This window comes from Amycolatopsis sp. lyj-112 (assembly GCF_046549055.1).
In the GTDB taxonomy this organism is placed as follows: Bacteria; Actinomycetota; Actinomycetes; order Mycobacteriales; family Pseudonocardiaceae; genus Amycolatopsis.
The window spans coordinates 44,182-63,804 of record NZ_JAJPWS010000020.1 but is presented as its reverse complement, the minus strand read 5'-3'; the positions used below and the strand labels follow the sequence as shown (position 1 = coordinate 63,804).

The window sequence follows — 19,623 nt, the reverse complement described above, 5'->3', positions numbered from 1 at the left end:
ATCGCCGCCGCAGGCCCGGAGAAGTAGCGCCGGTCACCTCGGGAACACCGGCACCTACGATCGTGTTGAGCCTGGTGAACAGGTCACTACGAGCGGAGGTCCACGGGTGGCTGCCGAGGAGATCAGGAACCTGATCATTGTGGGATCAGGGCCTGCGGGATACACCGCCGCTGTCTATGCGGCACGAGCGCAACTCGAACCGTTGGTGTTCGAGGGCACTCAGTTCGGCGGTGCCCTGATGACGACTACGGAGGTCGAGAACTTCCCCGGCTTCCGCGAAGGCATCCAGGGTCCCGACCTCATGGAAGAGATGCGCGAGCAGGCGAAGCGTTTCGGCGCCGACCTGCGCCAGGAGGACGTCGAGTCCGTCGAGCTGACCGGTGACGTCAAGTACGTCGTCGCGAACGGCAAGCGCTACGCGGCCCGCGCGGTGGTGCTCTCGATGGGTGCCGCGGCCCGCTACCTGAACGTCCCGGGTGAGCAGGAACTGCTCGGCCGTGGTGTTTCGGCCTGTGCCACCTGCGACGGCTTCTTCTTCCGCGATCACGACATCGTGGTCGCCGGCGGCGGCGACTCCGCGATGGAGGAGGCGACCTTCCTGACGAAGTTCGCCAAGTCCGTCACGGTCGTGCACCGTCGCGAGGAATTCCGCGCCTCCAAGATCATGCTGGAGCGGGCCCGCGACAACGAGAAGATCAAGTGGGCGCTCAACAAGGAGATCACCGAAGTCGCCGGCGAGGGCAAGGTCGAGGGCCTGAAGCTCAAGGACACGCTGACCGGCGAGGAGTCCCGGCTGGACGTCACCGGTTTCTTCGTCGCGATCGGTCACGACCCGCGCAGCGAACTGGTGCGCGGTCAGGTGGACCTCGACGAGGACGGCTACGTGCTCACCCAGGGCCGGACGTCCTACACGAATCTGCCCGGCGTTTTCGCGGCGGGCGACCTGGTCGACCGCACCTACCGGCAGGCGATCACCGCGGCCGGCTCGGGCTGCGCCGCGGCGATCGACGCGGAACGATGGCTGGCGGAACACGCCGATGTCGAGGCCGCGCAGGAGACCCCCGAACTGGTCGGCGGCGGCTACGGCGCCTCCAACTGACTTTCGCAGCACCGGAGTTCACCACCCCCAGGAGGAGACACCATGGCCAACACCGTGACGGTGACCGACAAGACGTTCGTCGACGACGTGCTGACGAGCGAGAAGCCCGTCCTGGTCGACTTCTGGGCGACGTGGTGCGGCCCGTGCAAGATGGTCGCCCCGGTGCTCGAGGAGATCGCGGCGGAGAACGGTGAGAAGCTGACCGTCGCGAAGCTGGACATCGACGCGAACCCGAACACGGCGCGTGACTACCAGGTGATGTCGATTCCGACGCTGATCCTGTTCCAGGGCGGCAAGCCGATCAAGCAGATCGTCGGCGCCAAGCCGAAGGCCGCGCTGCTCTCGGACCTCGCGGACGTCCTCTGATCTCGTGTTTCACCTGCCGAAACCCGGGGCCTTCCCAGGCTCCGGGTTTCGTCGTTCTCCGGGCCGGGTATTTTCGGTCGTCACGGCAACATGATCATGGCGCTCGGACGGGTTCCACGATCGGGCTCTTGACGCACCGACCGGGCCTCCTCGCTCACCGAGAGTTCACAGGGCACAATAGAGCACCGGGGTTCTCCCCGCAGAGTTTTCACGTCGCGCATCGAGTTCGTTCGGTGCCCCAAAGGGAAGAGCGAGGAGTGCATGCGGGTACTCCGCCGCGGTGACGCCGGACCGGACGTCGCCGAGATCAGGTCCACGCTTGCGGCGATGGAGCTGCTTACGCCGGTGACCGAATCCGGGGAGTACGAGACCTACGACACGGCGATGGAATCCGCCGTACGGGCGTTCCAGCAGCGCCGTGGGCTCATCACCGACGGTCTGGTGGGTCCGGCGACCTATCAGGCGCTTCGTGGCGCCGGCTTCCACCTCGGCAGCCGCCCGCTCGCCTACATGTTCTCCGCGCCCATGCAGGGCGACGACGTCTTCGCGCTCCAGGAGCGGATGACGGAGCTCGGCTTCGACGCCGGCCGCCCGGACGGGCACTTCGGCGCCCAGACCGAGCGTGCGCTCAAGACCTTCCAGCGCGACATGCGCCTGGTCGCCGACGGCATCTGCGGGCCGGCCACCATCCGCGAACTGCACCGCCTCTCGTCGCCCCGCGCCCGCGGTGGCCGCCCCGTCTTCCTGCGCGAGCAGGAGCAGGTGCGCCAGGCGGGCCCCCGGCTGCGCGGCAAGCGCATCGTGATCGACCCGGGCCACGGCGGCGAGGACCTCGGCGTCGTCGCCGGCGACCTGCGTGAAGCGGACCTCGTCTGGGACCTGGCGCGGCGGCTCGAAGGCCGGATGCAGGCCACCGGCATGGAGGCGCTGATCTCGCGCGGCCCGAACCAGAGCCCCACCGAGGGCGAGCGGGCCAAGTTCGCGAACGAGGCGGGCGCCGACCTGTTCCTTTCGCTGCACAACGACAAGAACCCCTCGCCCGAGGCGCAGGGTGTCGCGAGCTTCCACTTCGGCACCGGCAACGGCACCACGTCGACGGTCGGCGAGCTGCTGGCGGGCTTCATCCAGCGTGAGCTGGCCGCCCGGACCGGCATGCTCGACTGCCGCACGCACTACAAGACCTGGGAGATCTTCACCCGCACCCGCTGCCCGGCCGTGCGCATCGAAATCGGCTACCTGACCAACCCCGAGGACAGCGGCAAACTGGCCGACCCGGCTTTCCGCGACGTCGTCGCCGAAGGCATCCTGGTCGCCGTGAAGCGCCTGTATCTCCTCGGCGAAGGCGACCAGCCGACCGGCACGTTCACCTTCGCGGACGTCCTGGCTCACGAACTCGCCAAAGCGGAGTAGCCACTCCTCCACACCCGCACGCGGGCGCACATTTCCACTGCCGACACCCTCGGCACAACCGGTTGTGTGCCCTCTTGCCGGACCACGCCACCCCTAGCTCCGAATGGTGCGCAGCCCCCACCCTTCCCGGGGGGCGTCCCCGAGTCCAGCCTACCCATCCACAGATTATCCACCGCTCCTATCAGCGATCTGTGGATAACTCGGCCGGTTACCCACAGCTGTCCCCAGGCGGGGGATGGCTGCTGCGCGCACGCGAAAAACCTGCTAGAGGCGTGTCATGAAAGGGTCTTTCAGGACACTTTTCGTCCTGAAAGACCCTTTCATGACATACGCGAGAGAAGGGCGGAAAGTCAGGCGCGACCCAGGCTCGGCTCGGCGGTCGTGATGGAGACCTGGCCGAGCAGCCGCTCCAGCGCCGCCTCGACGTCTTCCTTCCACGAGATCGCCGACCGCAGTTCGAGCCGCAGCCGCGGCCACCGCGGGTGCGGCCGCACGGTCTTGAACCCGACGCTCTGCAGGAACGCCGCGGGCAGCACGCAGCTGTGGCCGCCGTCCGGGTCGGTCTCGTCGGGCTTGGCGTCGCCGAAAGCCTCGATGGCGCGGACACCGCGCTTCGTCAGGTCCTTCGCGACGGCCTGCACCAGCATCCGGCCCAGCCCGCCGCCCTGGAACTCGGGGAGGATCTGGAAGGCGGTCAGCAGGACCGCGTCCGGCCCGGGAGGCGACGTCGGGAAAGCCAGCGAGCGCGGGACGGCGTTAGGCGGTGCGTAGAGCACGAAGCCGACGGGCAGGGTGTCGCTGTAGACGATGCGGCCGCAAGAGCCCCATTCCAGCAGCACGTTGGAAACCCAGGCTTCTTTTTCGACCTCTGTCGCGCCGTACTCCTCGGCCTGCGCCTTCATATGCGGCGCCAGCTCCCAGTACACGCAGCGGCGGCAGCTCTTGGGCAGGTGCTCCAGGTTGTCCAGGGTTACGCCCACAACGCGACGCGACACCAAGAACCTCCCTGAACAAAAACGACCCGACACAGCCCTGTCCCGAGCAGGGCTCGCTGAAGGGACCCTGACCGAGGATAGGCCGATGTGATGAACACCGGAAGGCCAGGGCCCCACAAGGGAGGGTGGTTACACTCGATGGAACTACCAGTCGGTAGCGACTATGTCCACTTCGAAGCACGGGTGAAGCGCCTGATGACCGAGAATCGCCCTGTACGGCCGCAGACCGGCCGCCACAACCTCGACCCGCATCTCGACCGCTACGCAGCGCGTACGGCCGGAATGACCGCTTCCGAGATCAGGGCTTTGTTCGCGGTCGCCAGTCGTCCCGAGGTGGTCTCGCTCGCCGGCGGGATGCCGAACCTCGCCGCGCTGCCGCTGGACACGCTGTCCACGCAGGTCGGCGAACTCATCGCCGAAGAGGGCCTGGTCGCCCTTCAGTACGGCTCCGCGCACGGCGTCCCGGCTCTGCGCGAGCAGATCTGCGAGATCATGGCCCTCGAGGGCATCAAGGCGCACCCGGACGACGTCGTCGTGACCGTCGGCTCGCAGATGGGCCTCGACATGGTCACCCGGCTGTTCTGCGACCCGGGCGACATCGTCATCGCCGAGGGCCCGTCGTACGTCGGCGCGCTCGGCTCCTTCTCCGCGTACCAAGCGGACGTCGTCCACGTGGCGATGGACGACCACGGCCTGGTCCCCGAGGGGCTGCGGGCCGCGCTCGCGGAGACCAAGAAGTCGGGCCGGCGGGTCAAGTTCCTCTATACGATCCCGAACTTCCACAACCCCGGCGGCGTCACGATGGCCGTCGAGCGCCGCGCGGAGATCGTCGAGATCTGCCGTGAGAACGACATCCTCATCGTCGAGGACAACCCGTACGGCCTGCTCGGCTTCAACGGGCAGACGTACCCGGCGCTGCGCTCGATCGACCCCGACAACGTCGTATACCTCGGCTCGTTCTCGAAGACCTTCGCCTCCGGCCTGCGGGTCGGCTGGGTCCTCGCGCCGCACGCCGTCCGAGAGAAACTCGTGCTCGCCGCCGAGTCTGCGACGCTCTGTCCGCCAACGCTTAACCAGTTGATCGTGTCGCGATACCTCTCGACTCACGACTGGATGGGGCAGATCAAGACGTTCCGCGAGAACTACCGGGAGCGCCGGGACGCGATCCTGTCCGCGCTCGATCAGCACATGCCCGCCGGCTGCAGCTGGACCAAACCCGACGGTGGATTCTACGTCTGGATGACCGTTCCCGAAGGCGTGGACACGAAGGCGATGCTGCCGAGGGCCGTCACGGCCCGGGTCGCGTACGCCTCCGGAACCGGTTTCTACGCCGACGGCTTCGGCAGCCGGCAGCTCCGCCTTTCCTACTGCTACCCGACGCCGGAGCGGATCCGCGAAGGCGTCCGGCGACTCGCCGCGGTGCTCGAGTCCGAAATGGATCTCGCGCGTACTTTCGGTAGCGTGACCCCCCGCGCGATGTCGGGGCCGCAGAACCCCTCTCCGGACACGGTCTGATCGACCGGCCGTCCACAAACAGACTTAAGGAGTCCTCGGTGGTCGACCGCACCGTTGCCGTGCTCGCAGGTGGGCTTTCCCACGAACGCGATGTGTCCCTCCGCTCCGGGCGCCGGCTTTCCGCCGCGCTTCGGTCCGAAGGTCTCGTAGTCGAGGAGTGGGACACCGACGCCGGTCTGCTCGAACGCCTTCGCACGCGTCGTCCCGACGCGGCCGTCGTGGCCCTTCACGGCGGCGAAGGGGAGAACGGGTCGGTGCAGACGATCCTGGAGATGCTCGACGTCCCGTACGTCGGCACCGGCTCGCAGGGTTGCCGCCGCGCGTGGGACAAACCGACGGCCAAGGCGCTGATCGCCAAGGCGGGCTTCGCGACACCCGACTGGGTCGTGCTGCCGCACAGCACCTTCCGCGAACTCGGCGCGCAGGCCGTGCTGGACGCGATGGTCGAGAAGCTGGGCCTGCCGCTGATGCTCAAGCCCGATCAGGGCGGTTCGGCGCTCGGCACCCAGGTCGTCAACGTGGCCACGGACCTGCCCGCCGCGATGGTCGGCTGCTTCGCCTACGGAGACACCGTTCTCGCCGAGAGGTTCGTAGAAGGCGTCGAGGTGGCCGTAACGGTCATCGAAGGCGAAGAGGGACCCGAAGCCCTTCCCGCGGTGGAGATCGTCCCGGAGAGCGGCGTGTACGACTACACCGCTCGCTACACCGCCGGGCTGACCGATTTCTTCACCCCCGCGCGGATCACCGACGACGCCGCCAAGGCAGTCGGTGAACTGGCCGTCGCCGCACACCGGCAACTGGGGCTGCGCGACATCTCCCGCACCGACGCCGTGGTCTCCGACGACGGCACGGTCTACTTCCTCGAGGTGAACCTGTCGCCGGGCCTCACCGAGACGTCCACGGTCCCGATGGCGATCGAGGCGGGCGGCGCGACGCTGGGTTCGGTCTTCGCCGACCTCGTCGGCCGAGCGGTTTCCCGCAAGAGCTGACTCAGACACGACGAAGGGGACTTGCCCAGTACGGGCGAGTCCCCTTTTTGTTCAGAGGCAGAGTTCATGCCTCGGCAGAGCGACGACCTGGAACTCGTCCTCGTAGATGATCGGCCCCGGATCGGCCGACCGCACCGTCTCGCACGAGAGCGCGTGCGCTTCCAGGATCGCCAGGTAGCCGTCGACCCGCTCGATGAAGATGCGCGCCGTCGCCTTGAACCACGCCGAGGCACCGGGATTGACCGCGATGTCGTAGACGCTCGGATCGCTGTGCGCCGGGTTGATGAAGTTCGCGTCGTACCAGTCGTTGTTCGCCCGCCGGAAGCTCTCCTGTTCGACGGTGAGGTGCCCGGCTCGCGCCAGTCCGTTGACGAGACCGAAGACTCCGGTGAAGGTGCCGCGCTCGTTGCGCGTCGGGCTCTGGAAGCGAACGAACGTCATCGCCGCGGCCACCCGCTCACCCAGGCGAGCAGATCCTCATCGCGCAGGGAATCGAGAACGACGTCGGCAGGGAAGTCCTGATGCTTCAGCGTCGGCACCCCGATGACGGGCACCCCGGCCGCGCGCGCCGACCGGAGACCGGTCATCGAATCCTCGAACGCCAAGGCGTCCGCCGGAGCGACGCCCAAGAGGGTGCAGGCGGTCAGATACATCTCTGGATCCGGCTTCGGCGCGGCCACTTCGTCGGCGGCCAGTTTCACGGGAAACATTTCCGAAAGTCCGCCTCGCCGGAGTGCGGCTTCCAAGAGCGCCCGGGGCGAGTTACTCGCGACGGCGACCGGAACGGCGGCGGCGGTCAGTTCGACCAACTCGCGCGCGCCGGGCATCGCCTCCGCCTTCGCGGTGACGACCTCGGTAACCAACCTCAGCAACTCGTCCGCGATCGCGGCGCCGGCCTCCGGCTCGCCGAAGACCTTCGCCATCGCGTCTGCGGCCGCCGGGAGCGACTTGCCGATCACCAACGCCTTCTCGTCCGGACCGAACGGCAGACCGCGCCGCGCGAACAACTCGGTCTCCGCCACCGACCAACACGGCTCGGTGTCCATGAGCAGTCCGTCGCAATCGAAGACCACCGCATGCGGAATTCGGCCGTCGAAGAACCCTTTCACACTTGCCCCCAGTTCAAGTACCCAGCGTTACTTCGTGATCATCTCTCAGCAATCGTCACCGTGACAAAACGACCTGGTGTAATCACTCATCGGTTTTCGATGTCTGATTTGCCTGATTTTTGTCCATCAGCGCGACAATGCGTTCAAGATCGTCTACCGAGCCGAATTCGAGCGTGATCCGCCCCTTTCGGCGGCCGAGGTCGACCTTTACGCGCGTGTCGAACCGGTCCGAAAGCCGGTTCGCGAGTTCCTGGAGACCGGGCGCCTGGATCGGCTTGCGGGGAGCGGCCTTCGGCTTGGCCGGCTTCTCGCTCTTTTTGAGCGTGACGGCTTCCTCGGTCGCGCGGACCGACATGCCTTCCGCGACGATCCGGACGGCCAGCTCTTCCTGACTGTCGGCGTCTTCGAGGGAGAGCAGCGCCCGCGCATGGCCCGCCGAAAGCACCCCGGCGGCGACCCGTCGCTGGACCGCGAGGGGGAGTTTGAGCAGACGGATCGTGTTCGTGATGACCGGGCGGCTGCGCCCGATACGGCCGGCCAGCTCCTCGTGGGTGACCGCGAACTCGTCGAGCAACTGCTGGTACGCGGCCGCCTCTTCGAGCGGATTGAGCTGAACGCGGTGGATGTTCTCGAGCAGCGCGTCGCGCAGCATCGCCTCGTCGGCGGTCTGGCGGACGATCGCCGGGATCGCCTCCAGCTCCGCCAGCTGCGACGCGCGTAGCCGCCGCTCGCCCATGACGAGTTCGTACTCGTCGGTCCCGAGCTCCCGGACCACGATGGGCTGCATGAGCCCGAACGCGCGGATCGAGTGCTCCAGCTCGGTGAGCGCCTCTTCGTCGAAGACCTGCCGCGGCTGCTTCGGGTTCGGCTTGATCTGGCTGAGCGGCACCTCGCGGTAGACCGCGCCGGACACCGCGCCGGTGTGCGAACCGGCCGCGCCGTTGGCCGCGAACCAGCCCTTGTCGTCCGGCCCGGTGGGCCCGGCCGCGGGCGCGGGAGCCGCGGCCGAACCGTTCTCGGCCGGGGCCGCAGAGCCCGGTGGCGGACCGGTGGGGATCAGGGCGGCGAGCCCGCGCCCGAGCCCCCCTCTGCGCTCGCTCATGCCGTACCGGTCCTTTCCTTCATCTCCGCACCACGCTGGGCGATCTCCTTCGCCGCGTCCACGTAGCTCATCGCACCTCGGGAACCCGGGTCGTACGCGAGGACCGTCTGCCCGTAGCCGGGCGCCTCGGACACCTTCACACTGCGCGGGATCACCGTCTTGAGAACAGTGTCCCCGAAGTGGTTCCGTACCTCGTTCGTCACCTGGTCGGCCAGCTTCGTCCGGCCGTCGTACATGGTGAGCAGGATCGTGGAGACGCTGAGTTCGCGGTTGAGGTGCTTCTGCACGAGCTCGATGTTGCTCAGCAGCTGCCCCAGACCTTCGAGCGCGTAGTACTCGCACTGGATCGGGATCAGCACCTCCTGCGCGGCGACCATCGCGTTGACGGTCAGCAGGCCGAGCGACGGCGGGCAGTCGATGAAGACGTAGTCGACGCCGATCTCGTCGAGGACCTCGGCCGAGAGCGCCTCCTTGAGCCGCATCTCGCGGGACGCCATGGACACGAGTTCGATCTCGGCGCCGGCGAGATCGATCGTCGCGGGCACGCAGTAGAGGTTCGGCGACTGCTCGCTCTGCGCGGCCGCCTCGGCGAGCGTGACCTCACCGATCAGCACCTCGTAGATCGACGGCGTGCCTGAGCGGTGTTCGATGTCGAGCGCGGTGCTCGCGTTGCCCTGCGGGTCGAGGTCGATCACGAGCGTCTTGAGCCCGTGGACGGCCAGGGCGGCGGCGAGGTTCACCGTGCTCGTGGTCTTGCCGACGCCGCCTTTCTGATTGGCGACCGTCAGTACTCGCCGATGAGCCGGGCGAGGGAGCGCGCCTTTTTTGGGGTGCAGCACGCTGGCGGCCCGTACGGCCTCTTCAGCGATCGGCGTCCAGCCGATTTCGTTGCCAGTGCCCGCAGGGTCGGACGGTGGGGGAGTCACCGGTCTCGAGCCTCCTCTGTATTAGACGTTGGAGTCGGTCTGCGATGTTTCACGTGGAACTGGTCTAGCTTCGCCTGCTCCGCGGCCGGGACGGTTTCGATGGCAGACGATGGATCACAACGACCGTGCTGGGGACCTCGAGCACCTTCGTTCCGCACTCGAAGATCTCCGGCTCGCCGCCACCCGCCTTCCGGACGGCGACACGATCACGTTCGATTTCCTCTGCCGCGCTCGCTCCTTTGAGAGCGACCAGGGCGCCTTCGGAACGTACGAGCGGGAGGCACCAGCTAGCGAGCCGGGCCAAGGGGGCGACCGCCCGGGCGGTGACGACATCCGCGTCACCGAGCTCCTCGCGCACCTGCCGCTCCTCCGCGCGCCCGCGGACAACGGTGATGGAGAGTTTCAGCTTCTCGGCAACCTCGGCCAGCCAGTCGACTCGGCGGGCCATCGGTTCGAGCAGAACGATATCGAGGTCCGGTCGGCTGATCGCGAGCGGTACACCCGGAAGCCCCGCGCCTGAGCCGACGTCGACCACGCGGGCACCCTGGGGGATCTGCTCGCCGATCACGGCGGAGTTCAGGACGTGCCGTTCCCAGAGCCGGTTGACCTCACGGGGTCCGATGAGTCCACGCTCGACTCCGTGGACCTCCAGGAGTTCGACATAGCCGGCGGCCAGCTCGACGCGGTCTCCGAACACCTCCGACGCCGCGGTCCGTACCGATGCGGCGACCCCGTCCAAGCCCACTCTTGCTCCTCAACCCTCGACGCAGTTTCACGTGAAACGCGCTCAACCGATTGTCCATGACGCCGACCACAAAACGGGGAGACAGACCGCAAGTGTGGACAACTCCACTCGTCTCATGGACGGCGCGCGCGTTTCACGTGAAACGCCACGCTTGTAATTCACCCCGGACATAAAGAAGCGGCCCGCCGGAGGACCAGCGGGCCGCTTCTGTGAAGAGAACTGTCAGGCGGGGAAGATGACGACCCGACGCTTCGGGTCCTCTCCTTCACTCTCGCTCTGGACCCCGTCCACAGCGGCGACCGCGTCGTGCACGACCTTCCGCTCGAAGGGGCTCATCGGTTGCAGCCGGACGCGCTCGCCGGACGACACCACCGTCTCGGCGGTGGAGCGGCCGAGTTCACGAAGCTCCTCGCGACGGTCCGCACGCCAGCCCGCGACGTCCAGCATCAGCCGGCTACGCGAACCGGTCTCCTGCTGCACCGCCAGCCGGGTCAGCTCCTGCAGCGCCTCGAGCACGGTGCCACGCGGGCCGACGAGCTTCTCCAGGTCCTCGCCACCATCGATGCTGATGATCGCGCGGCCCGCTTCGACATCGAGGTCGATGTCGCCGTCGTAGTCCAGAAGGTCGAGCAACCGCTCGAGGTAGTCGCCCGCGATGTCGCCCTCCTTCACGAGGACGTCGTCGTCGACACCACCCTTACGGCCGGCCTCTGCGGGCGCGTCTTCGACATCGTCGGCCGCAACCTCGGCCGCGCTGTTCTCGTCGGCGTCGATCGTGTCGATCGTCTCCGCCATTGTTGGTCTCCTCTCCAGCCCGGATCGGCGTCAGCGACGCTTCCGGCCTGATTTCTTAGTCGAGTCAGAGATGAGACCGGGCACGTCGGCGCCGTTCTCCTTCGAGCCGTTCGTGGACGGCTCGGCTGCTGCGTTCGTGGTGTCCTTCTTCTCCGCGGCGGCAGACGCGTCGGCCTGAGCGAAACCGTGGGGCGAGCCGGCCTTCTTCACGCCACCGCCCGACTGCTTGTTCCGCTTCTGCTGGACCGGCTTCTGGCCGGGGCGCGGTCCGGCCGGCTTCTGGCCCGGCTTCGGGCCGAGGCTGGCGCGCTTCTCCTTCTCGGCTTCCTTGCGGGCCTCTTCTTCCTTGTCGATCTTCGTGTAGACGAGGCGCTGCTGCATCAGGGTCCAGCCGTTGTTGGCCAGCCAGTAGAAGAGAAGGCCGAGCGGGAACAGCGCACCGAAGACGAGGACACCGATCGGGAAGACGTACATCGTCAGCTTGTTCATCATCGCGGTCTGCGGAGTGGCCGACTCGGGGTTCTGACGCTGGACCGAGTGGCGCGCGGTGAGGTGCGTGGCGATACTCGCGACGATCATCAGCGGGATCGCGACCGGGGCGACGCCCCAGTGGAACCCGGCGGCCGTGTTGCCGCCGCTGACCATGTCGACGCCGGTGTAGATGGCCTCACCGAGGTTCGTCCCGAACAGCTTCGCGCTGACGTACGACTTGACGCCGGCTTCGTCGAAGAAGTAGTTCTCGGTCTTGGGGCCGCCGTACGGGTTGATGGTGAACATCCGCAGGACGTGGTTCAGGCCGATGAAGACCGGGATCTGGAGCAGCATCGGCAGGCAGCTGCCCAGCGGGTTGACGCCGTGCTCCTTCTGGAGCTTCTGCATCTCCATCGCCTGGCGCTGCCGGTCGTTCGAGTACTTCTTTTGGACTTTCTTCATTTCCGGCGCGAAGTCCTGCATCTTCTTCATCGACCGGACCTGGTTCACGAACGGCTTGAACATGATGCCGCGGACGGTGAACGTCAGGAAGATGATCGCGAGGATCCAGGAGACCGCGTTCGCCTCACCGAACACAAGCCCGAAGACCTTGTGCCAACACCACAAGATGAAGGACACGGGGTAGTAGATGAAGTCGAGCACTGAGCTACTCCTCGATCGGTGTTTCAGGTCGGCGGCGGCGCCACGAGAACGTCTCGGGTACCGGATCGCGGCCGGGCGGGGTCCATGGGCCGCAGCGCAGCAGCCGCCGGACCGCGAGATAAGTACCGCGGCCGGCGCCATGCCGTGTCAGTGCCTCTACGGCGTACGCGCTACAGCTCGGGTAGAACCGGCACGCCGGAGGGAAGAAGGGTGAGATCGCCTTGCGGTACAGCTTGATGGGCAGCAGCAGGACCCATGCCACCGGACCCGGCCGGGCTTCTTCGGTGGTCTCGTTCTCGGTGGCTCGCATGCCGTTACACCGCTGATCCGTTGTCGGGGGGTCGCGCCTGGCGGGACTTCCCGGTGACGGCGGCCTGCTCGGAGAGCCCGAGACGCCGTAAGGACGCGTCGAGGTCCGAGCCGAGTTCCGCGCTGGACGCGTCCGCGGCCGGTGGTAGTGCCCGTATCACCAACGAGCATCCCGGCGGCAGTGTTCCTAGCCTGGCGGAAATGAGATGCCGCAACCGGCGGGAGACGCGGTGGCGGACCACCGAGTTCCCGACGGCCTTGCTCACCACAAAACCCGCCCGCGCCGCGTCGGCGGCATCGGGCGGGTCCGTGGTCAACGCATGGACGACGAGGCGGCGCCTGCCTGCCTTGGCCCCACGCCGCATCACGGCACGGAAATCCTCACTGCGCCGCAAACGCGCGGCGGCCGGCAGCACGACGTCCCTCGACGGCGGCCGGATCAGGCGGACAGTGCGCCGCGGCCCTTGCGACGGCGAGCCGCCAGGATGGCCCGGCCGGCGCGGGTCCGCATCCGCAGCCTGAACCCGTGGACCCGGGCGCGTCGGCGGTTGTTCGGCTGGAAGGTGCGCTTACCCTTGCTCACGACTTACTTCTCCTGTTTCATCGGCCGCCGGGAACGGTTCGACCCGTTTCTGGCGTGTCGTGCTGACGCACGGCAGTCTCTGGTGTCTCCTACCAACGTGTGGCCTCGTCACGTCGAGCGACGACAACGTGGGCACGCAAAACGCCCCCGGTGTATACGGGAGACCTTACGAGGGTACGCACTCACCGGCGGGGTCCGGCAGGCACCCCCTCGACCACGCACCGCGACGGTGAGTGGACAGTGATCACCGACGACACGACGGCATCGAATGGCAACACGCCGTACACCGTGAAATGCTTGCGCACAAGGATGCCTTGTGGCAGCGAGCGGGGCTTGTTAGCGTGCCTCTCCCGGACTTTCGCCGAGGTGGAACGGCGCGAGCTGCCGGGCATCTTGGGGATGTGGAGGCATCCCGTCGGCCTACGTTGAGCCCGCAGGTGACGTCGCCGTGGGCCGCCGTACATTAGTGCACAGCTGTGGACAACTATGTGGATATTTGCTGTGCGCATGCGTTGATCGGGCCATGATGACGCTCGACCCGGTGTCGCGGATCGCGGTGTTTCCGGGTGTTCGCACGCACCGATGAGGGGAGGGGAGTCAGGCAGGTGTCCGATCACCAGCACAACCTTGGCGTCATCTGGGAACAGGTCGTGCGCGAACTGTCCGATGGCACCCTCTCTCCGCAGCAGCGCGCCTGGATGCGGGTGACGCGCCCGATCGGACTGCTCGACGGCACCGCCTTGCTCGCCGCCCCCAGCGACTTCGCCAAAGAAGCAATCGAACGCGCCCTTCGCGGCGCGATCACCGAAGCTCTTTCGCGACGGCTCGGCCGCGCGGTCTCCCTCGCGGTGAAGGTCGACAGCACCGAGACGCACACCGCGATGTCTCCCGCCCCCGCGGCGACCGCCCCCCGCTATGCGGCGTCGTCACCCAGCCGGGTGGAAAACGGCAGGATGGAAAACGGCACTGGCCCGGCGACCGACACTCCTCCGATGCCGGACGGCGACGGAATGCTTTCCCCGACGCGGCCGCGTCCCGAGCCGCCGAAGCCGATGCCTCCGCGGTCGCCCGTGGACAACAGCCTCAACGACGGCGATGACAGCGACGAAGAAGTGGACGAAGAAGGCGAGGCGCTCGCCGCGGTGACCGAGATCTGGCCGACGTTCTCCGGCCAGCCGATCGCGGGCCAGCCCTATACCGCGCCGGCGCAGCCGCAGACGTCGAAGACGAAGCTGAACGAGAAGTACACCTTCGACACCTTCGTCATCGGTGCCTCGAACCGGTTCGCGCACGCCGCCGCCGTCGCGGTCGCCGAAGCGCCGGCCCGCGCGTACAACCCGTTGTTCATCTGGGGAGAGTCCGGACTCGGGAAGACCCACCTGCTGCACGCCGTCGGGCACTACGCCCAGCGGCTGTTCCCCGGCATGCGCGTGCGGTACGTGTCGACCGAAGAGTTCACCAACGACTTCATCAACTCGCTGCGAGACGACCGCAAGGTCGCGTTCCAGCGCCGCTACCGCGACATAGACATCCTGCTCGTCGACGACATCCAGTTCCTGGAGGGTAAGGAAGGTACGCAGGAAGAGTTCTTCCATACCTTCAACACCCTCCACAACGCGAACAAGCAGATCGTCGTCTCCTCGGACCGCCCGCCGAAGCGCCTCGAAACGCTGGAAGACCGGCTGCGCACGCGGTTCGAGTGGGGTCTCATCACCGACATCCAGCCGCCCGAACTCGAAACCCGGATCGCGATCCTTCGCAAGAAGGCCGCGCAGGACAGGCTCGCGGTACCCAATGAGGTGCTGGAGTTCATCGCTTCGCGCGTCGAGGCGAACATCCGGGAACTCGAAGGCGCGCTCATCCGCGTCACCGCCTTCGCGTCGCTGAACCAGCAACCGGTCGACGTCGGCCTCGCCGAGATCGTGCTCCGCGACCTCATCCCGGATTCGCACGCACCCGAGATCACCGCGCCGACCATCATGGGCGTCATCGCGGAGTTCTTCGACGTCACTCTCGACGAGCTTTGCGGCCCGGGTAAGACGAAGGCGCTCGCGACAGCGCGGCAGATCGCCATGTACCTCTGCCGCGAGCTGACGGACATGTCGCTCCCGAAGATCGGGCAGACCTTCGGCGGCCGCGACCACACGACCGTCATGCACGCGGACAAGAAGATCCGCAAGGAGATGGCCGAACGCCGGCGCATCTACGACCAGGTCCAGGAACTGACGTCGCGGATCAAACAGCGAGCACGGCAGTAATTCCTTAGCACACAAGGACTTCAGGGCTCTCACCGTCCAGGTGGGAGCCCTTCTTCATGCCCGGCTCACCGTCCACATCGGCCTGGACGACGTGTAGAGCCGCGAGGGCTGGGTACCTCAGCGACATGACGTACGCACGCGAAGGACGCGAAGCGCGCGTACGCAGGCGAAGAGATTTCCCTTGTGTACAAAGGAAATCCACATGCTGTGGGTAGTTTGCCCACAGCTCCAACAGGTCCGGGACCTGCGGCGATCGAGATTTCATCCACAACCCGCTCACAGGCAGTCCACAGCATTTCCACACCATGATCCACACGCTGTCCCCAGGTTGCCCACATTCTGTGCACAAGGGTGAGTCAGGGAGCTCCGATCACTCGGTAGGGCGATTCAGGTCACGGACCCGGCCCACAGACCCTGGGTACAAATCGCCTCACATCTGGGGATAACCATGGGGACAACTGTGGATGACTGTGGATGGATCGGGGCCCGCTCGAAACCATCCACCGACCGCCCGAGCTGTCCACCGTTCGTACACAGGCACCGTCCACAGCCCTGCGCCATGCCGGACCTGCGCCGACGAGGCTTGTCCACACAATCCACAACCCCTATTACTGCTACTGCTTTTAAAGCTCTTTAAGAGAAAAACAAAACAAAAACAGGCGGAGGGCGAATCTGGGGACAACCTGCGAGCTGTGTCGTCTTGTCGACAAAAGCAAGGGGAGGCCGAGGTGACGCGGACCCCGGGGACGGCCTAACGTGGGTCCCTGCACCTGGTCCACGCTTCGACGTGCGGTTCGCGTCTTCGCTGGGACCGGATACCTGCGAGGCACCCGGCCATCGCGCTCTCCGGCCGCGGTGACCCGTTGAGCTTTCGAGCCGTCAGGGGCTCGGCTGTCGAAAGGAAGCGCGCATGAAGATCCGCGTCGAGCGTGACGGGCTGGCCGATGCCGTCGCGTGGGTGGCTCGAAGCCTCCCGTCGCGGCCTCCGGTCCCGGTTCTGGGCGGCGTCCTCCTCGACGCCGGTTCCGACGGGACGAGCGACGCCCTCACTGTCTCCGGATTCGACTACGAGGTCTCGGCCACGGTCGGCGTCCCGGCCACGATCGCCGACGGCGGGCGTCTCCTGGTCTCCGGCCGTCTCCTCGCCGACATCACCAAGTCGTTGCCCGCACAGCCGGTCGAGATCTCGGTCGACGGTGCCCGCGCGACCATCACCTGCGGCTCCGCGCGCTTTTCCCTACCGACCATGCCGGTCGAGGACTACCCGCAGCTCCCGTCTCAGCCCGCCTTCGCCGGTGAACTCACCGGCGACGCCTTCGGCCAGGCCGTCACCCAGGTCGTCGTCGCGGCGGGCAAGGACGACACCCTCCCGATGCTGACCGGCATGCGGCTGGAGATCTCCGGCTCCTCGCTGACCCTGGTCGCCACCGACCGGTTCCGGCTCGCGATGCGCGAGTTCACCTGGGAGCCGGCCGAGGGCCTGTCCGACGCCGCCGTGCTCGTCCCGGCGCGCACGCTCGCCGAAGCCGCGAAGACGCTCGGTGCCAGCGGCGCCAAGATCCGCCTCGCGCTCGCCAGCGGTGAGGGCCTCCTCGGCCTTTCCGGTTCCGGCCGCTACACCACGACCCGCCTGCTCGACGCGGAGTTCCCGCCGTACCGCCAGCTGCTGCCCGCGCAGCACACGTCGCGTGCGGTCATCGAGGTCTCCGCGCTCGCCGAGTCGATCAAGCGTGTTTCGCTGGTCGCCGAGCGTGGTACGCAGGTGCGGCTCGAGTTCAGCGACGGTTCGCTGCGGCTGTCCGCCGGCGGAGACGACGAGGGCTCGGCCGAAGAGGAGCTTCAGGTCGACTACGAGGGTGAGCCGGTGACCATCGCGTTCAACCCGGGTTACCTCGTGGACGGTCTCGGCGCGCTCAACGCCAACCGCGCGGAGCTGACGTTCACCACGCCGAACCGGCCGGCGCTGATCAAGCCCGCCGACGAAGAGGGCAACGTCGTCCCCGGCTACCTGTACCTCCTGATGCCGGTTCGCCTCCCGGGCTGACCGGCCGTCAATTTCTCTTCGTACCAAAGGGGATCTTCATGGCTCAGCTGGGACTCATCGGCCTCGGCAAGATGGGGTTCAACATGCGTGAGCGGCTGCGTGCGGCCGGTCACGAGGTGGTCGGCTACGACCGCAACCCCGAGGTCACCGACTCGACGTCGCTCGAGGACATGGTGTCCAAACTGGACGGTCCGCGGATCGTCTGGATCATGGTGCCCGCCGGCGAACCGACCCGGCAGACCGTCGCGGAGCTCGGAAACCTGCTGTCCGCGGGCGATCTCGTCATCGACGGCGGCAACTCGAAGTACACCGACGACAAGATCAACGGTGACCTGCTCGCGACGAAGACGATCGGCTACCTCGACTGCGGGGTGTCCGGTGGCGTGTGGGGCAAGGACAACGGCTACGGCCTGATGGTCGGCGGCGCCGCTTCGGACGTCGAGAAGGCCATGCCGATCTTCGACGCGCTTCGCCCCGAAGGCCCGCGCGAAGAAGGCTTCTCGCACGCTGGAGCCGTCGGCTCCGGGCACTACGCGAAGATGATTCACAACGGCATCGAGTACGGCATGATGCAGGCCTTCGCCGAAGGCTTCGAGCTGCTCGAAGCCGCGAAGGTCGTCGAGAACGTGCCCGCGGTGATCAAGGGCTGGCAGCGGGGGACCGTCGTCCGCTCGTGGCTGCTCGACCTGCTCGTGCGCGCGCTCGACGAAGACCCGGAGCTGGACGACCTCGAGGGCTACGTCGAGGATTCCGGCGAAGGCCGGTGGACCCTCGAAGAGGCGATCAACAACGCGGTCCCGGCGCCGGTCATCTCGGCCGCGCTGTTCGCGCGCTTCGCTTCCCGCCAGGAGGACTCGGCCGCCATGCGAGCCGTCGCCGCGCTGCGCAACCAGTTCGGTGGTCACTCCGTGAAGAAGGTCGGCGGCTAGGCAAGGCCTGCCTTCGAGCAGCACGGTGTACTTAAGACATCTCCAGGTCACCGACTTCCGGTCCTGGCCTCAAGCCGATCTCGCGCTCGAACCCGGCCCGACCGTCCTCGTCGGACAGAACGGCCGCGGCAAGACGAACCTCCTGGAGGCGATCGGCTACATCGCGACCCTCGGCTCACACCGCGTCGCGACCGACCTGCCGTTGGTGCGGCACGGGTGCGAACGCGCGCTGATCCGGGTCGCGGTGGTCAACGACGACCGGGAACTGACGGTCGAGTTCGAGATCACCCCGGGTCGCGCGAACCGCGCGCGGGTCAACCGCGGCGCGGTCGGCAAGCCGCGGGACGTGCTCGGGATCCTGCGCACGGTGCTGTTCTCCCCGGAGGACCTGGCGCTCGTGCGCGGGGATCCCGGAGAGCGTCGCCGGTTCATGGACGAGCTCCTCGTGTTGCGCGCGCCCCGGTACGCCGGGGTCCGTTCCGACTACGAGAAGGTGCTGAAGCAGCGGAACGCCCTGCTCAAGACGGCGGGCAAACGACGTACGGGGCGCGAAGACCCGTACGCGCTCTCGACGCTCGACGTCTGGGACGACCACCTCGCGGTGGCCGGGGCGGCGTTGCTGGCCGCTCGGCTCAACCTCATCGCCGACCTCGCGCCGTACACGGCCGCCGCGTACATGGGGGTCGCGCCCGACTCGCGCCCGGCGAAGATCGAGTACAAGTCGAGCCTGGGCGAAGCGATGCCGGAGGGCTACGGCGTTCCGGACGGGCCGCGCGCCGACGAGGCCGTGCTCAAGGAAGTGCTGGTAGCGGCCCTGGGCCGGTCTCGGAACCTGGAGCTGGAGCGTGGGGTGAGCATGGTCGGCCCGCACCGCGACGAGCTCGATCTCATCCTCGGCGAAGCGCCGGCCAAGGGCTACGCGAGCCATGGGGAGTCCTGGTCGTTCGCCCTCGCACTGCGTCTGGGAAGCTACGAGCTCCTGCGTGGCGAGGCCGGCGAACCGGTGCTCCTGCTGGATGATGTGTTCGCCGAGCTGGACCGGCGTCGCCGGGCCCGGCTGGCGGAGGTGGCGGCCGGTGCCGAGCAGGTGCTGGTGACCGCCGCCGTGGATGAGGACGTACCCGCCGAACTGGCCGGGCAAAGGTTTCTCGTGGCCGATGGTGAGATCAGTCGTGGGTGATGGGGCAGCTTTCAGGCAACCAGCAGACACCCGGGGTGATCGGCGCCACAGCAGTTGCCCACCGATCTGGGGACAAACCTGTGGACAGTGTGGATAACACCGGGAACGCGTTATCGCCCCGCGTGACCAAAGGGC

At 67.2% G+C, this 19,623-nt stretch carries 20 protein-coding genes; 9 read left to right on the top strand and 11 right to left on the bottom strand.

The window, feature by feature from the left end:
- Nucleotides 1-106: 106 nt before the first annotated feature.
- The 3 genes from trxB (at nt 107) to ACLJRL_RS38260 (ending at nt 2,875) form a co-directional block, all read left to right on the top strand.
- Entirely contained in the window at nt 107-1,099 is a 993-nt protein-coding gene (trxB, locus tag ACLJRL_RS38270; RefSeq protein WP_410661283.1) for a thioredoxin-disulfide reductase, read from the top strand.
- 42 nt (nt 1,100-1,141) lie between these two features.
- Nucleotides 1,142-1,465 (top strand): thioredoxin, encoded by a 324-nt coding sequence (trxA, locus tag ACLJRL_RS38265; RefSeq protein WP_410661282.1) that lies wholly within the window; start codon nt 1,142-1,144, stop codon nt 1,463-1,465.
- Between the two features lie 261 nt (nt 1,466-1,726).
- Nucleotides 1,727-2,875: an N-acetylmuramoyl-L-alanine amidase gene (locus tag ACLJRL_RS38260; protein WP_410661281.1), complete on the top strand. Its 1,149-nt coding sequence runs from the start codon at nt 1,727-1,729 to the stop codon at nt 2,873-2,875.
- Between the two features lie 350 nt (nt 2,876-3,225).
- On the opposite strand, the gene ACLJRL_RS38255 is transcribed toward ACLJRL_RS38260, so the two are convergent.
- Complete coding sequence (locus ACLJRL_RS38255) at nt 3,226-3,870, bottom strand: GNAT family N-acetyltransferase (RefSeq protein WP_410661280.1); 645 nt, start codon at nt 3,868-3,870, stop codon at nt 3,226-3,228.
- 195 nt (nt 3,871-4,065) lie between these two features.
- On the opposite strand from ACLJRL_RS38255, the gene ACLJRL_RS38250 reads away from it, so the two are divergent.
- Together ACLJRL_RS38250 and ACLJRL_RS38245 are read left to right on the top strand one after the other, a co-directional pair.
- Nucleotides 4,066-5,385, top strand: coding sequence for a PLP-dependent aminotransferase family protein (locus ACLJRL_RS38250; protein WP_410661279.1), 1,320 nt, complete (start codon nt 4,066-4,068; stop codon nt 5,383-5,385).
- A 38-nt stretch (nt 5,386-5,423) separates the two neighbouring features.
- Nucleotides 5,424-6,374: a D-alanine--D-alanine ligase gene (locus ACLJRL_RS38245; RefSeq protein ID WP_410661278.1), complete on the top strand. Its 951-nt coding sequence runs from the start codon at nt 5,424-5,426 to the stop codon at nt 6,372-6,374.
- A 51-nt stretch (nt 6,375-6,425) separates the two neighbouring features.
- On the opposite strand, the gene ACLJRL_RS38240 is transcribed toward ACLJRL_RS38245, so the two are convergent.
- The 10 genes from ACLJRL_RS38240 to rpmH form a co-directional block, all read right to left on the bottom strand.
- The gene (locus tag ACLJRL_RS38240; protein ID WP_410661277.1) at nt 6,426-6,815 is read right to left on the bottom strand and encodes a hypothetical protein; all 390 of its coding nucleotides are present in this window, start codon (nt 6,813-6,815) and stop codon (nt 6,426-6,428) included.
- On the bottom strand, nt 6,812-7,447 hold the full coding sequence (locus tag ACLJRL_RS38235; RefSeq protein ID WP_410661332.1) for an HAD family hydrolase: 636 nt from the start codon (nt 7,445-7,447) through the stop codon (nt 6,812-6,814). The genes ACLJRL_RS38240 and ACLJRL_RS38235 overlap by 4 nt, the downstream gene beginning before the upstream one ends.
- 118 nt (nt 7,448-7,565) lie before the next feature.
- Nucleotides 7,566-8,585 (bottom strand): ParB/RepB/Spo0J family partition protein, encoded by a 1,020-nt coding sequence (locus ACLJRL_RS38230; RefSeq protein ID WP_410661276.1) that lies wholly within the window; start codon nt 8,583-8,585, stop codon nt 7,566-7,568.
- Nucleotides 8,582-9,511 carry a ParA family protein gene (locus ACLJRL_RS38225; RefSeq protein ID WP_410661275.1) on the bottom strand — a complete coding sequence of 310 codons (930 nt, stop codon included), beginning with the start codon at nt 9,509-9,511 and terminating at the stop codon, nt 8,582-8,584. Before ACLJRL_RS38225 ends, ACLJRL_RS38230 begins: the two co-directional genes overlap by 4 nt.
- A 64-nt stretch (nt 9,512-9,575) precedes the next feature.
- Nucleotides 9,576-10,256: a 16S rRNA (guanine(527)-N(7))-methyltransferase RsmG gene (gene rsmG / locus ACLJRL_RS38220; RefSeq protein WP_410661274.1), complete on the bottom strand. Its 681-nt coding sequence runs from the start codon at nt 10,254-10,256 to the stop codon at nt 9,576-9,578.
- 222 nt (nt 10,257-10,478) lie between these two features.
- Complete coding sequence (locus ACLJRL_RS38215) at nt 10,479-11,051, bottom strand: protein jag (RefSeq protein ID WP_410661273.1); 573 nt, start codon at nt 11,049-11,051, stop codon at nt 10,479-10,481.
- 30 nt (nt 11,052-11,081) lie between these two features.
- Nucleotides 11,082-12,185, bottom strand: coding sequence for a membrane protein insertase YidC (yidC, locus tag ACLJRL_RS38210; protein ID WP_410661272.1), 1,104 nt, complete (start codon nt 12,183-12,185; stop codon nt 11,082-11,084).
- A 4-nt stretch (nt 12,186-12,189) separates the two neighbouring features.
- Nucleotides 12,190-12,495 (bottom strand): membrane protein insertion efficiency factor YidD, encoded by a 306-nt coding sequence (gene yidD / locus ACLJRL_RS38205; protein WP_410661271.1) that lies wholly within the window; start codon nt 12,493-12,495, stop codon nt 12,190-12,192.
- Nucleotides 12,496-12,499: 4 nt separating this feature from the next.
- Complete coding sequence (gene rnpA / locus ACLJRL_RS38200; protein ID WP_410661270.1) at nt 12,500-12,910, bottom strand: ribonuclease P protein component; 411 nt, start codon at nt 12,908-12,910, stop codon at nt 12,500-12,502.
- Nucleotides 12,911-12,933: 23 nt separating this feature from the next.
- A complete protein-coding gene (rpmH, locus tag ACLJRL_RS38195; protein WP_005154511.1) occupies nt 12,934-13,077 on the bottom strand; it encodes a 50S ribosomal protein L34 in 144 nt (47 codons plus the stop codon).
- A 605-nt stretch (nt 13,078-13,682) separates the two neighbouring features.
- On the opposite strand from rpmH, the gene dnaA reads away from it, so the two are divergent.
- The 4 genes from dnaA to recF all read left to right on the top strand — a co-directional run bounded on the left by dnaA (nt 13,683) and on the right by recF (nt 19,488).
- A complete protein-coding gene (dnaA, locus tag ACLJRL_RS38190) occupies nt 13,683-15,335 on the top strand; it encodes a chromosomal replication initiator protein DnaA (RefSeq protein WP_410661269.1) in 1,653 nt (550 codons plus the stop codon).
- 910 nt (nt 15,336-16,245) lie between these two features.
- The gene (gene dnaN / locus ACLJRL_RS38185) at nt 16,246-17,379 is read left to right on the top strand and encodes a DNA polymerase III subunit beta (protein ID WP_410661268.1); all 1,134 of its coding nucleotides are present in this window, start codon (nt 16,246-16,248) and stop codon (nt 17,377-17,379) included.
- 38 nt (nt 17,380-17,417) lie between these two features.
- A complete protein-coding gene (gnd, locus tag ACLJRL_RS38180; RefSeq protein ID WP_410661267.1) occupies nt 17,418-18,308 on the top strand; it encodes a phosphogluconate dehydrogenase (NAD(+)-dependent, decarboxylating) in 891 nt (296 codons plus the stop codon).
- Nucleotides 18,309-18,333: 25 nt separating this feature from the next.
- Nucleotides 18,334-19,488 carry a DNA replication/repair protein RecF gene (recF, locus tag ACLJRL_RS38175; RefSeq protein WP_410661266.1) on the top strand — a complete coding sequence of 385 codons (1,155 nt, stop codon included), beginning with the start codon at nt 18,334-18,336 and terminating at the stop codon, nt 19,486-19,488.
- The last annotated feature ends 135 nt before the right edge of the window (nt 19,489-19,623 follow it).